This is a genomic window from Ignatzschineria larvae DSM 13226, from assembly GCF_038500265.1.
Lineage (GTDB): Bacteria > Pseudomonadota > Gammaproteobacteria > Cardiobacteriales > Wohlfahrtiimonadaceae > Ignatzschineria > Ignatzschineria larvae.
Genome location: NZ_CP150637.1, coordinates 2,550,974 through 2,563,334, shown reverse-complemented (window position 1 = coordinate 2,563,334; position 12,361 = coordinate 2,550,974). Strand labels below are relative to the sequence as shown.

The 12,361-nt window shown below is 40.1% G+C and carries 13 protein-coding genes, 1 tRNA gene and 1 other RNA gene; 6 read left to right on the top strand and 9 right to left on the bottom strand.

Annotated features, from left to right (window positions below):
• The first annotated feature begins 261 nt into the window (after positions 1–261).
• Complete coding sequence (locus tag WMO13_RS10635; protein ID WP_169727769.1) at positions 262–951, top strand: tetratricopeptide repeat protein; 690 nt, start codon at positions 262–264, stop codon at positions 949–951.
• Between the two features lie 198 nt (positions 952–1,149).
• Here the strand turns inward: WMO13_RS10635 and argF are convergent, their stop codons facing one another.
• Positions 1,150–2,151: an ornithine carbamoyltransferase gene (gene argF, locus WMO13_RS10630; RefSeq protein WP_026878922.1), complete on the bottom strand. Its 1,002-nt coding sequence runs from the start codon at positions 2,149–2,151 to the stop codon at positions 1,150–1,152.
• Between the two features lie 180 nt (positions 2,152–2,331).
• Here argF and WMO13_RS10625 point away from each other — a divergent pair, with 180 nt between their 5' ends.
• From WMO13_RS10625 to ssrA, 3 genes are all read left to right on the top strand, one after another.
• Positions 2,332–2,982 (top strand): hypothetical protein, encoded by a 651-nt coding sequence (locus tag WMO13_RS10625; RefSeq protein WP_051396223.1) that lies wholly within the window; start codon positions 2,332–2,334, stop codon positions 2,980–2,982.
• A 29-nt stretch (positions 2,983–3,011) separates the two neighbouring features.
• Positions 3,012–3,668: a tetratricopeptide repeat protein gene (locus WMO13_RS10620; protein WP_026878923.1), complete on the top strand. Its 657-nt coding sequence runs from the start codon at positions 3,012–3,014 to the stop codon at positions 3,666–3,668.
• A gap of 18 nt (positions 3,669–3,686) precedes the next feature.
• Positions 3,687–4,039: a transfer-messenger RNA gene (gene ssrA, locus WMO13_RS10615) on the top strand.
• 490 nt (positions 4,040–4,529) lie between these two features.
• On the opposite strand, the gene WMO13_RS10610 is transcribed toward ssrA, so the two are convergent.
• Positions 4,530–4,619, bottom strand: a tRNA-Leu gene (locus WMO13_RS10610).
• 179 nt (positions 4,620–4,798) lie between these two features.
• On the opposite strand from WMO13_RS10610, the gene WMO13_RS10605 reads away from it, so the two are divergent.
• Entirely contained in the window at positions 4,799–5,563 is a 765-nt protein-coding gene (locus tag WMO13_RS10605) for a tyrosine-protein phosphatase (protein ID WP_169727770.1), read from the top strand.
• Positions 5,564–5,648: 85 nt separating this feature from the next.
• On the opposite strand, the gene WMO13_RS10600 is transcribed toward WMO13_RS10605, so the two are convergent.
• From WMO13_RS10600 to WMO13_RS10570, 7 genes are all read right to left on the bottom strand, one after another.
• Complete coding sequence (locus WMO13_RS10600; RefSeq protein ID WP_051396224.1) at positions 5,649–6,659, bottom strand: tyrosine recombinase XerC; 1,011 nt, start codon at positions 6,657–6,659, stop codon at positions 5,649–5,651.
• A gap of 6 nt (positions 6,660–6,665) precedes the next feature.
• Positions 6,666–8,069 (bottom strand): aspartate ammonia-lyase, encoded by a 1,404-nt coding sequence (locus WMO13_RS10595; protein WP_026878925.1) that lies wholly within the window; start codon positions 8,067–8,069, stop codon positions 6,666–6,668.
• 77 nt (positions 8,070–8,146) lie between these two features.
• Positions 8,147–8,515, bottom strand: coding sequence for an RNA-binding S4 domain-containing protein (locus tag WMO13_RS10590; protein ID WP_156923266.1), 369 nt, complete (start codon positions 8,513–8,515; stop codon positions 8,147–8,149).
• A gap of 146 nt (positions 8,516–8,661) precedes the next feature.
• Complete coding sequence (gene minE, locus WMO13_RS10585; RefSeq protein ID WP_051396225.1) at positions 8,662–8,976, bottom strand: cell division topological specificity factor MinE; 315 nt, start codon at positions 8,974–8,976, stop codon at positions 8,662–8,664.
• Positions 8,977–8,979: 3 nt separating this feature from the next.
• Positions 8,980–9,789 carry a septum site-determining protein MinD gene (minD, locus tag WMO13_RS10580; protein WP_026878927.1) on the bottom strand — a complete coding sequence of 270 codons (810 nt, stop codon included), beginning with the start codon at positions 9,787–9,789 and terminating at the stop codon, positions 8,980–8,982.
• 264 nt (positions 9,790–10,053) lie between these two features.
• Positions 10,054–10,815 (bottom strand): septum site-determining protein MinC, encoded by a 762-nt coding sequence (minC, locus tag WMO13_RS10575; RefSeq protein WP_034855719.1) that lies wholly within the window; start codon positions 10,813–10,815, stop codon positions 10,054–10,056.
• 37 nt (positions 10,816–10,852) lie between these two features.
• Positions 10,853–11,335 (bottom strand): FKBP-type peptidyl-prolyl cis-trans isomerase, encoded by a 483-nt coding sequence (locus WMO13_RS10570; protein ID WP_026878929.1) that lies wholly within the window; start codon positions 11,333–11,335, stop codon positions 10,853–10,855.
• Between the two features lie 244 nt (positions 11,336–11,579).
• On the opposite strand from WMO13_RS10570, the gene rpiA reads away from it, so the two are divergent.
• Complete coding sequence (gene rpiA, locus WMO13_RS10565; protein WP_026878930.1) at positions 11,580–12,245, top strand: ribose-5-phosphate isomerase RpiA; 666 nt, start codon at positions 11,580–11,582, stop codon at positions 12,243–12,245.
• Positions 12,246–12,361: the final 116 nt, after the last annotated feature.

Sequence of the window (12,361 nt, the reverse complement as noted above, 5' to 3'; positions counted from 1 at the left end):
ATTGCTAAACTTTTGAGCACCCTTGATTAAAAGATGAATATATTTCTCTAAAAAACACCTTAAACCATTTACAACTTATTGAATTATAATTATATTCATCTTTATGTAGCTTAAATATTTTGTGAATAAGGATGCTTCTTCTACAATGAAGCTGATTACTTATTGCATTCCCTAACTATCTCATTATTTTTAAACCTTTTCATAGATATCTACTACTCACTAAGGTTTACGTCAATGTTAAATACTAAAGGCTTACTTACTATGTTAAAACATACATTTCTTGCAACATCGCTTGCGTTGATTCTTACAGGCTGTCTTGCGACGACATCTCGTGAATCTGCCCAACCTCAAATTATTACACCTGGACATATCGAGATGGTTCGGACATTAGGCACAAGCCAATTGAATGAGCTCGCCCAAAAAGGCGATCAATACGCACAATATTATCTTGGCAATAAATACGCTCAAGGTGCCGAAGTCCCTCAAGATATGAATCAAGCAAAACGCTATTGGGAATTAGCAGCGAAGCAAGGTAATGCCAACGCGCTCTATAATCTTGGGATGACTTATTATAGCGGTCAAGGTAGTGCAAAAAATCCAGAAACAGCACTATCCTACTTCCAACAAGCAGCGAAAGCAGGCAATACTCTTGCAGCACTTAATGCTGGAAATATGTTTGAAACAGGACAAGGCACCATTGCTAATATCCCTGTTGCAGCCCAATTTTACGAACTTGCAGCTAATGAACAACCTCACGCTGCTTATCGTCTAGGATTACTCTATACACAAAACACCCCGGATTTTCCTGCCGATTACACTAAAGCTTATAACTTATTCCAACAAGCAGCAATGAAAGGTGACCGCTTTGCGCCTAGAGCCTTAAATATCATGACAAACTATCCACAAGAACAAGCGATTGAATTATTAAAACGCCTCAATAGTGGTATTTAAGTAGCATCTAACTTCTCCTATTAGGACTGAAAAATTTGTCAACGTTATTTAGGACATATCAGCAGTAACAAAAAAGCCACTTTATATAGAAAAGTGGCTTTTTCAATCTAATTATTGTACTTATAAACTATAAATAGAACTAAATAGAACAGATTAATGGTCAGATACAAAATCTCATTATCAGATTCTACCTATAGTTTACCCTAAGGTTGCGACCATCACTGCTTTGATCGTATGCATTCTATTGCCAGCCTGTTGGAATTGAACTCCTTGAGCGCTTTCAAAAACCTCTTCTGTCACTTCAACACCATCTAACCCAAACGTATCATAGATCCATTCCCCGACAGTTGTTTCACGATTATGGAAAGCTGGCAAGCAGTGCATAAATTTCGTATTCTTATTACCCGTTGCGCGCATTAAAGCAGCATTGACCTGATACGGTTGCAAAAGGGCGATTCTCTCACGCCATGCTTCTTCTGTTTCCCCCATCGATACCCAAACATCTGTATGGATAAAATCAACACCTTTGACGGCTTCTTCTGCACTTTCGGTAAAGGTTAATCTTGCACCGCTCACCGCCGCCAAGGCTTCACATTGTTTCATCAAAGCCTCTTCCGGCCAAAGATGTTTTGGTGCCGCAACGCGGAAATCTACTCCTAATTTCGCCGCCATCACAAGATGAGAATTCCCCATATTATTTCGCGCATCTCCCACATAGGCATAGCTCAAGTCTGTGATAGATTTATCACTATTCTCTTTCATCGTTAAAAGATCTGCGAGCATTTGAGTTGGGTGGAACTCGTCGGTCAAACCATTATAAACAGGTACACCTGCATAAGCCGCAAGTTCCTCTTCAAGTACTCTTTGACTAAATCCACGATAGAGAATCGCATCATACATATCCCCTAAAACACGCGCGGTATCTTTCATTGACTCTTTATGCCCAATTTGCGTCCCTTCACTCCCTAAGTAACTTGTGGTTGCGCCTTGATCTGCCGCTGCTACTTCTGACGCACAGCGAGTTCTAGTTGAAGATTTTTCAAAGATGAGCGCAATATTTTTTCCTGCTAGTCGTCGTTGCTCTATCCCTGCTCTCTTCGCTCTTTTAAGCTCTTCAGCGAGCCCTACTAAATAGAGGATCTCTTCTTTTGAGAAATCAAGTAACTTTAAAAAATGTCTTTGACGTAAATTAGGTTGCATGCGCAGCTCCTCTTTGCTGTGTTATGGTTATAATATAGAACGTGGTATTGATTATCACTTTACCTTTGACTTGAGATGCAAAAGCTTAAGTTTTATCCACTTATTCCCCATGTTAAAATGGATTTTCATCATATCAGGGTTATAGAACCCTTCCTACATTTTTAGAGGTTTCTACAATTCATGCAACGATTTATTCTCATTTTTTCACTTATTTTTTGTTCGATGATCGCCATAGCCCAAGAAATGCCCCATAAAATGCGCCTTAACTTTGTCGGCCCATTTCAAGTACCGGCTACAATGGATTTCCAATATGGCAATGGCAAATATCAACTTCAAACGATCGTCAACATTCCTTTCAAGAAAATGGTGTTTGAGAGCGAGGGAATGATGCAAGGCAATCGCCTTATTACTCAAAAATTCCGGGATATTCGCAGTAATAAACCTTATGCCTATGCCGATTTTGATACTCAAAATAGAACTATCACTTATGGCCGCGCCGGCGAAAAACTCTCCGCAGAAATGACCAAATTAGCGCAAGACTTCTTTACAACTGCTTGGCAATCAGCACTCAATAAAGGTCCTCTCACCGAAAAGATCCAAACGACCAATGGTAAGAAGATCTATGAGCGCCCCACTTTCACCGCTGCCGGCACACAAGAAGCACGCATCAATGGTAAAAACACCACAATCAAACTCTATGTTAGTGGTGAAGGCGATGATCGTGTGGAACTTGGACTTGCACCCGCAGATTATTATCTTCCGGCCTTAATCGCTTATTATGAAAAAGGTAAGCGTTACGAGCTTAATCTTAGAAGTTATACTGCTGAGTAGCTATTTTTAACGTCACCACAGGATTAATCATGACATTCTCATTAGAATATCTCTTCACACGTGTCTCGGCAGCATTGAATAACAAAGTCGATCTCTATCGGATGGGAACCTTTTATTATGAAGGGAAATATGTTCCGCAAGATTTTGAGAAAGCAAAAGCCTATCTACAGAAAGCCGCGAATAAAAAATACTACAAAGCGCTCTTTTACCTTGGTCTAATTGAACTCAAAACCGAAAAAGAGCTCATTGATCTCTCCCTTGCATTGCGTTACTTTCTGCTTTCCCGGCAAGAGAGCCCTGAAGCACTTCAGCAGATTCACGAACTAGAAGAGAGAATTCTTGCCTTGCCAGCTAGTGAAGCGCAACAAGAGCTGTTATTCAAGGTGGGCTATATGTATGCCAATGATGTTGTTGTGGGTCTTAATGTCCCTAAAGCGCTACAATTTTATGAGTTAGCCGCGAATGAGGGTCATCCTTATGCCAAGACGGAACTTGCCAAACTCTTAATGCAATCTCGCCCCGGCATTACCAAAGATATCCCACAAGCTTACGCATTATTGAAAGAAGCTGCCGAAGCTGATTTCACGCCTGCACGGATTCAATTGCAGAAACTCTATGAACGTTATCCAGAATATCAACCTACAAAATCAGGGAAACATTGCTTAAATCCTGTAGAAGAGGTATAATTCTCTATCAACTTAAACGGGGGCGTTCTTGGATTCGACGGGGATGTTGAAGTTTGAGGTGCATGTCAAGATGGTCGAGAGTCTTGTAAAAACGCGGCAATTTGTATAGTTGCAAACGATAACAACTACGCTTTAGCAGCTTAGTCTGCTAACTGATCATGATACTGTGTTCGTTCGGTATTATCATCAGTCAACTTAAACGAAATAGTGAAATATCATTTCTAAGGGGTATTTTGCGAAACTTAACTTAGAACAGCTTTGCATCTCCTGCCGGTCGGACGATGTGAAGTTAAATTAAAGATACGGCTAAACATGTAGTACCAAGAATGGATAGTTTTCGGACGCGGGTTCAAATCCCGCCGCCTCCACCAATCATGATTGAAGAAGCCCGCTATTTAGCGGGCTTTTTTGCATCTAAAAGTTTAGAGTGGTATCCATAATTGACACAAAGGAGTCTTAATCGGTAAAAACACTTCCAACCCCAACGAGGCCGTGCGAGGTCTTGAACAATTGCATTAAGCGCATCTATTATAGGCTGATCACGCACTAGACGGTTTTGTTTGAAGTCAGGCTGCTTCCAACTGCGAAGAGAGGGCTCTGTCAATCGACATGCCTTAACTATCGAAAATACCCCTTGATATAACAAGTGTTAAATCGCTTCTCTGCATCGTTCCGGTGTTATAGCTTTCCCAATAAACACTTAATTGCCGCATTTTCTTAAGCTAACTCAGCATTTTGACTTACGCCTTTTTAAAGTAAGTTTACGATCTAAGTTAGTTTATATTGGAATCTCAACATTGGTGACAATCAAATCCCAGACAACAAAAAGCCCGCTATATTGCGGGCTTCTCGTTTCAATAATGGTGCCTAGGGCCGGAATCGAACCGGCACGACCGTATAAGGGTCGGCAGATTTTAAGTCTGCTGCGTCTACCAATTTCGCCACCCAGGCATTCTTCGGTGCTTCTTAGTAGAAGACAAATGTTACAAGAACAGCCTACAAAAAGCAATAGGTGATCGAAAAAAGTACAATATTTTCTATCCATATCTTCGGTTAAAACATAATACAAGGGAGGAATATGATAGGATAGAGCTTATATTTAAATGAGTTATGCAATTGAGGGTTCATCTATGGCTTCACAAATTAATTTTGAAAATATCGTCAATTTTAGAAATTTTGCAGAGATTAAAACACGTAATAATCGCGCTATTAAAGCAAATAGGGTCTATCGAAGCGCCTTACTTGATTTTGCTTCCCCTCAAGACTTAGATCAATTGATCAATATTGCTCCAGATGTTGTATTCGATTTCCGTATGCCGGAAGAGAAACACCAAGAGCAGTTAAAACTGCTTGCCGGCATGATTAGTTATCAAGCAAAACCCATTGATGTGGGTAACTTCTTTACCAAAGATGAGATCAAAAAACTCACACAACTAACAGCAAAAGAGATTGATCAACTCTTCATTACAATGTATCAGGCATTCCCTCAAAAAGGGGCGGAACAATTCAAAGCAGTATTTGCGGCACTCTCGGATAATGAAAAGGTGATCTATCATTGCAGCGCAGGCAAAGATCGTACCGGCGTTATGAGTTATCTGTTACTCTCAGCATTAGATGTCCACTATGATGATATTATGACTAATTATCTCCGCTCCAATGAATCAGCGGAAGCATTACATCAGTTATTCTCAGCCCATAAAGAAGACAATCGACAACTTGAACCGAATATCATTGAAGCATTAGAGCCTATTTTACGCAAAGTTCGCTATGTAGAGGCTGATTATCTTAATACATTAGATCAATTTATTAAACAGGAATATGGCGGCCCTATCGGCTATATTGAAAAAGTCCTACAGGTCGATATTGTGCGCTTACAAAAACATCTCATTGTATAACCTACTTTCACATTATTCACTCGCATTATTCATCTCAAGCATTGAGACCATAGCATGTAGCAAATCATCGCACTAAAGCTAGAATCTAAAACTCATCTGCCTCATCATCTGATCGAGGCAGTTTTTGTATCTTCACCTTATTAGGGGCTTGCCGCTTTGCCCGTGGATGTGCTGCATCAAAGATCTTAGCGAGATGATTAAAATTTAAATGGGTATACACTTGAGTTGTTGAGATATCGGCGTGCCCTAATAACTCTTGTACTAACCGAATATCTTGGCTCGATTCCAAAACATGCGTCGCCATAGAGTGACGTAACAGATGAGGATGAAGATTAATATGCACTCCACTCTTCTCTGCATAGAGCTTCACTCGGCGACTAATTTGCCGGTCGGAAAGTTGCCCACCGCGCTTTGAAATAAAGAGCGCATTGGTCGTAATCGCCGGCACTTCACTGAGCCAATTGAGCCGAAGTGCGCACCAAGTTTCCAATGCAATAATCGCCTTACGACCAATGGGTACGATGCGATCTTTCCCCCCTTTACCATCAATGACTTTTACAAGCTGTTCTTTAAAATCTAAATCTGATAATTCTAAACTCGCAATCTCTGCTAAACGAAGTCCACTAGAATAGAGTAACTCTAAAATAGCGAGATCCCTTACTTCTAACTCATCTTCTGGCGTACGATCTAAAATCTGATTGACAAGATCCGCCTCAATCACTGTAGGTAACCGTTTGCCTTTTTTGGGTGTTGAGACTAACCTTGCTTGATTATATTGAATAAGACCTTTCTCTTGCAGATATTGAAAAAAGATTCGAATAGAGGCTAAATGCGTTTCGATACTACTGCTACTTAATGGCTTCTCACTTCCCGGTAATGCTGTTTTAGAACGATAAATAATATATTGCCGCAATACTCGGTCATCGCATTGTGCCCATGTTTCTATCGCGCGCATCTCAAGGTAAGCAATTAACTGTGATAATGCCACCTGTTTTGCCCGAGCACTATGTTCACGATATTGTCGCTGATAGCCTTCTAAAAAAAGATTCGCCTCTACAACGAGAGGCGACTGTGATTCAATTTTAAGTTCTGTCATAACAGCTTACTGTAATCCTAAAGTTTTACGCAAATTCTCTATTGAGAAGAAAGCATCAAAATCTTCAGCCGACATTAAATTACGTTCAAGAATCACTTCTCGAACACTCTTACCCGTTTTAGCGCAGATGCTACCGACAATATCCCCTTCACTATGGCCAATAATAGGATTAAGGTAAGTAATAATTCCTATCGAATTAAGAATATAATTTAAACAGCGCTCTTCATTTGCTGTAATCCCAGCGATACAGCGATCTTGCAAACTACGGCAAGCATTGGTGAGAAGCATCATCGATTCAAAAGTGGATTGTGCAATCACAGGTTCCATTGCATTCAATTGTAATTGCCCTGCCTCTGCAGCTGTTAATACCGTTGTATCATTACCAAATACTTTAAAACAAGCATTGTTGACCGCTTCTGGCAATACAGGATTGACTTTTGCTGGCATAATTGAGCTACCCGCCTGTAATTCTGGTAGATTAATATCCTTTAAACCTGTACGTGGACCCGATGAGAGCAGACGTAGGTCATTAGCCATCTTACCAAGCTTAACGGCTAACCCTTTAAGCGCTGAATGGAAATAGACAAAATCAGAGAGATCAGACGTCGCCGCAATAAGATCACCCGCTGGTTCAAATGCAAAGCCTGTAATCTCTGCTAAATATTTTGTAGCTAGTGCCGAGTAACCCGCCGGCGTATTGATTCCTGTTCCAATTGCCGTTCCACCTAAATTCACAGAGAGTAACGGTTGACGTGCCACTTTCAAGAAATCAATCCCTTTTCTAATTTGAAAAGCAAATGCCCCAAATTCCATACCCAATGTCATTGGTACTGCATCTTGCAACTGAGTACGCCCCATTTTAATCACATCAGCAAATTCTACTTCTTTTGCTTTTAATCCTTTATAGAGATACTCTGCTGCTTCAATGAGGCGCTCTGAAACTTTATAAAATCCGACACGCATTCCGGTAGGATAGGCATCATTCGTGGATTGAGAATCATTGACGTGATCATTTGGATTAATAATGTCATATCGTCCTTTTTCGTAGCCAAGCAATTCTAATGCAACATTGGCAATCACTTCATTCATATTCATATTCAGTGATGTACCGGCGCCCCCTTGAAATAGATCAATAGGGAAATATTGGCAATAACGATCTTCCGCCATAATCAAATCACATGCTTTGACAATTGCATTACCGACCTCAGATTGAATTGTGCCTAAATCCATATTTGCCTGCGCTGCTGCTTTTTTCACAGCGGCTAAACCATAAATAAATTCAGGATTATCACTATTTTTTTGTGTTGAAATGGTGAAATTATTGATTGCACGCACAGTGTGAATACCATAATAGGCATCCGCTGGCACTTCTAATTCTCCCAATAGATCAACTTCTATCCGATAATCCATTTACTACTCTCCTTAATAGCTATTATTATTTGTAATGATTTAAAAATTTGTTTTTAAATATGTTTTCAAATGAACTTTTAAAATATTTTTCCCTGCTTTACATCTCTTAAGCGCCGTTTATCTCGGCTTGTAAGTGTTTCAGAGGATGGTTGAGGTGATAATCGTCGTAATTCCCGCTCATGCTCTCGGCGCTTAATACTCTCATCTGTTTCAACATACATGGTAGTTGCAACCGAAGCCGGTCCACGTTGCTCAATTAACAATAAAACTTCAACTTCAAAAATGGTCTGTAATTTACGAATTGTTAAGATATCGCCTACAGCAATATTCCGAGCGGGTTTTGCTTCAGAGCCATTGACTTTCACACGCCCTTTATTAATCTCATCCGTTGCTAAACGTCTGGTTTTATAGAAGCGTGCTGCCCATAACCACTTATCTAAACGCATGAAAACCTCCTCTATTTCGTTATATTAGATCAAAAAAAAAATTGCAAGTTCTCCCCACAAAAAAAGCCGTTTTTATCACGGCTTTTTACTCATTGTTATAACTTCAAAGAATGTTAACTGAGAGTACTACTTTCGATCTTAGAATATCATGATTGAGATTCTACTGATTTATTCTCTAAGATAGAATCTAAAGCTTTATGATCATCTTCCGATAAAACAATATTTAACTCAAGAACATCACAATCCCCATCTCGATCCATCGAGATATTAATTTGCTCAGCATCCACAGGAATATATCGCCGTACAACTTCTAAAATGTCTTTTTGAAGGTCTTGCAAGAAAGCAGGATTCCCTCCTTCTGCATTCTTAAGACGCTCATGGGCGACTATAATTTGTAAGCGCTCCTTAGCAATAGAGGCTGTATTACTTCTCTGGCGTCGACCAAATAAACGTTTAAGCATCTCTTAACCTCCAAAAATACGTCCAAAGAAACCTTTTTTAGGGGACTCCATAAACCGATGGGGAAGATCTTTTCCTAAAAAGCGCTCAACAATATCGTTAAAAGCCTGCCCGGCATCTGATTCTTCATTCATAATCACAGGCTCGCCCGCATTTGAACACTGCAACACGGCTTGAGATTCTGGAACAACACCTAAAAGTGGAATCCCTAGGATATCAAGAATATCCGTTACTGAAAGCATATCACCGCTATCTGCTCGCGCAGGATTATAGCGATTGATAATCAAATGCTGCTTAACCTCTTTTCCCTCTTCAGCACGCTTTGTCTTGCTTGCAAGAAGCCCTAAAATACGGTCAGAGTCACGAACGGAAGAGACTTCAGGATTTGTCGTCACAATCGCGTCATCCGCAAAATACATTGCAAGCTGCGCTCCTTTTTCGATACCCGCAGGAGAGTCACAGATGATGAATTCAAATCCCATATCTGTCAGATCCTTCATCACTTTTTCAACACCTTCTTTTGTTAAGGCATCTTTATCTCGTGTTTGCGAAGCGGGTAGAATATAGAGATCTTCTAATCGTCGATCTTTAATCAAAGTTTGTGCTAAACTTGCTTCTTCTTGCACCACATTGACGAAGTCATAAACTACTCGGCGTTCACACCCCATAATCAAATCTAGATTACGCAATCCCACATCGAAATCAATCACAACTGTCTTGTGTCCATTTTTTGCAAGACCTGATGCGATACTTGCGCTAGTGGTTGTCTTACCAACACCACCTTTACCTGATGTTACAACTACAATTCTTGCCACGCGTCGCTCCCAAATTTATCACTCTATCCAACCATTAAAATATATCATTTCATCTCAATTATCATAATGTTTATCATGATTGACATCCATATGATTTCGATTCATCTAAAAATAATATATACAACATTGCTTTAATTAAAATACGAATACTATTTACTATGTAATCCGATATCTAATAAACATTCTACCTCAGCTTTAACACCGCTAGCTTGAATGAAAACTAACTCCAGTATCAACGATTATAGTATTATATATAATATCAGATTAACGGATTAACGGCGTAATTCTTAACTCTTCTTCGTCAAGAAAAATCTGTACAGTTTTGCCCCATAACTCTTGAGGAATATCCTCTTGCATTTTATAAAATCCCGCGATAGAAACTAGCTCCGCTTCAAGGGATTGGCAAAAAATACGAACAGATTGATTACCATTAATACCCGCGAGAGCGCGCCCTCTCAAACTACCATAAATATGGATATTGCCATCCACTAATAACTCTGCACCTTCATTGACTGAGTTCACAACCACAAGATCTCCTTTCGGCACAGATAGCTGTTGTCCTGATCGCACTTGCTGTACATGCAATGTGGTATCAATGGGCACAAAGACTTCTTTCACCCGTTCAACGACTTTGACTTTTTCTGCCACAGGCACCGCAGTTGCTTGTTTAGGTACATTCTGAACGGCTAAAGCGTCCACTTGTTTCGCTTTATTTGCAGAATCTGCCAGGATAGCCCAACCAGAGGCTCTCGCTTTCTCCTGCAGACTTGCATTAACATTACGAAGCCCGACAGGCACAAGATCCCGTGCTAATAATAGGTTTTTCAACCAATTGAGATCAATACTATTGCCCGTTTCAATGGCAATAAGATCAATAACGATCGGAAGGCCTTTAAAAAGCTGAGGCGATCTCTCAATCTGTTTTGAAAGATCATCCTCTAAGACTTTTAGATCGATTCCATTAAGATAGAGAACCATCAATGTTGATAGTTCTCCTTTTATTTGAAACGTTTTTTGATGTGACATAGAGATTTTTAACCGCTAACACATAAATAGGGCGAAATTAGTGGTCGTGTCCCGCTGCATGAACGTGGCCATGAGAGAGCTCTTGTTCTGTTGCATCACGAAGAGAAACAACTTCCACTTCAAAGTTCAAGTTTTGACCTGCTAAAGGATGGTTTCCGTCAAGTTTGATTTTCTCTTCAGAAACTTCTAAAACTCTAAAAGGTTGCATCTGACCATCAGGTGTTGTACCTGTTACTTGCCAACCCACTTGAATATCCTCACCCTCAGGGAAAGCTGTGCGTGGAACTTCGATCACAAAATCTTCGTTCGCTTCACCATAACCCTCTTCAGGAGTCACACTAAACGCAACTGTTTGACCTTCTGTTGCACCTTCTAACGCTTTTTCAAAACCAGGAATCATCATACCGTGACCATGGATGAACTCAAGCGCCTCTTGGCCTTTATTAGAATCAAGCACATTGCCTTGATCATCAGTTAATGTGTAAATTACGCCGACTACTTTATCTTTTGCTACTGGCATTCGATGTTTCCTTTATCAATTTTACGAGTATAATTATGATGTACCACTATAACATTAAACGAGGAGCGATATAAAATTCTTTAAATATCTGATACTTTTTTGCAGAGCTCTTATAACGCTCAGATTCATTGTAAAACCTTTGCAAAAATACCTTATCACCATGATGATCCAAACTTTATGACTCCCTCGCCTTCAATCTATTTATTCGTTTAATCTATTTGTTTAGCCTAGAAAGACTAATTTTATGACCTTACAACAGAAACAGAAAGAAGCAGTCGCTCAAGCTGCACTCTCCTACATTCAGCCTGATCAAATCCTCGGTTTAGGAACCGGATCTACCGTTGATTGTCTTATTGCCCTATTCCCAACGCTCCCTTTCAAAATTAAAGGCGTTGCTTCAAGCTCAGAGAGATCCTCTAAACAAGTTGAAGCACTCGGCATTCCTGTAGTCAATCTTGAAGATATTACAAGCATCGATACTTACATCGATGGGGCTGATGAAGTCAATCATCATTTAGCCATGATCAAAGGCGGTGGCGGTGCGCTAACACGCGAAAAAATTGTAGCAGCCCATGCAAAGCAATTTGTCTGTATTGCCGACGAGTCAAAACTCGTTGAAACATTGGGAAAATTCCCCCTTCCCATTGAAGTCATTCCAATGGCCGCACACTATGTAATGCGCAAGATGGAACAGATGGGTGGAAAGGCGCAAATTCGTGAGGGCTTTATTACAGATAATCATAATCTTATTGTCGATGTAGAAGGCCTTAAAATCACAAGCCCTATTCAATTAGAAGCCTCTATCAATCAAATTACCGGCGTAGTGACCAATGGCTTATTTGCAGCGCGGGGCGCCGACATTTTACTGCTGGCCGATCAAAATCTACAAGTTCGAACGCTGCGTAAATAATTCTGAAATAAATATTTAGGGTTAATTCCCGCTTGAGGATTTATCATCTTGAAAATGGCCATTAAGACTTGAAAGCACTCTCTTCCCAAAGAAATAGAGACACAATCAGCATCTTA

Bases quoted from the DNA above. Each gene is read 5' to 3' on its own strand.
- WMO13_RS10590 (WP_156923266.1), bottom strand. From the start codon at position 8,515: ATGCGTTTAGATAAGTGGTTATGGGCAGCACGCTTCTATAAAACCAGA.
- WMO13_RS10605 (WP_169727770.1), top strand. From the start codon at position 4,799: ATGGCTTCACAAATTAATTTTGAAAATATCGTCAATTTTAGAAATTTT.
- argF (WP_026878922.1), bottom strand. From the start codon at position 2,151: ATGCAACCTAATTTACGTCAAAGACATTTTTTAAAGTTACTTGATTTC.
- WMO13_RS10600 (WP_051396224.1), bottom strand. From the start codon at position 6,659: ATGACAGAACTTAAAATTGAATCACAGTCGCCTCTCGTTGTAGAGGCG.
- minC (WP_034855719.1), bottom strand. From the start codon at position 10,815: ATGTCACATCAAAAAACGTTTCAAATAAAAGGAGAACTATCAACATTG.
- WMO13_RS10635 (WP_169727769.1), top strand. From the start codon at position 262: ATGTTAAAACATACATTTCTTGCAACATCGCTTGCGTTGATTCTTACA.
- minE (WP_051396225.1), bottom strand. From the start codon at position 8,976: ATGCTTAAACGTTTATTTGGTCGACGCCAGAGAAGTAATACAGCCTCT.
- WMO13_RS10620 (WP_026878923.1), top strand. From the start codon at position 3,012: ATGACATTCTCATTAGAATATCTCTTCACACGTGTCTCGGCAGCATTG.
- WMO13_RS10625 (WP_051396223.1), top strand. From the start codon at position 2,332: ATGCAACGATTTATTCTCATTTTTTCACTTATTTTTTGTTCGATGATC.
- WMO13_RS10595 (WP_026878925.1), bottom strand. From the start codon at position 8,069: ATGGATTATCGGATAGAAGTTGATCTATTGGGAGAATTAGAAGTGCCA.
- rpiA (WP_026878930.1), top strand. From the start codon at position 11,580: ATGACCTTACAACAGAAACAGAAAGAAGCAGTCGCTCAAGCTGCACTC.
- WMO13_RS10570 (WP_026878929.1), bottom strand. From the start codon at position 11,335: ATGCCAGTAGCAAAAGATAAAGTAGTCGGCGTAATTTACACATTAACT.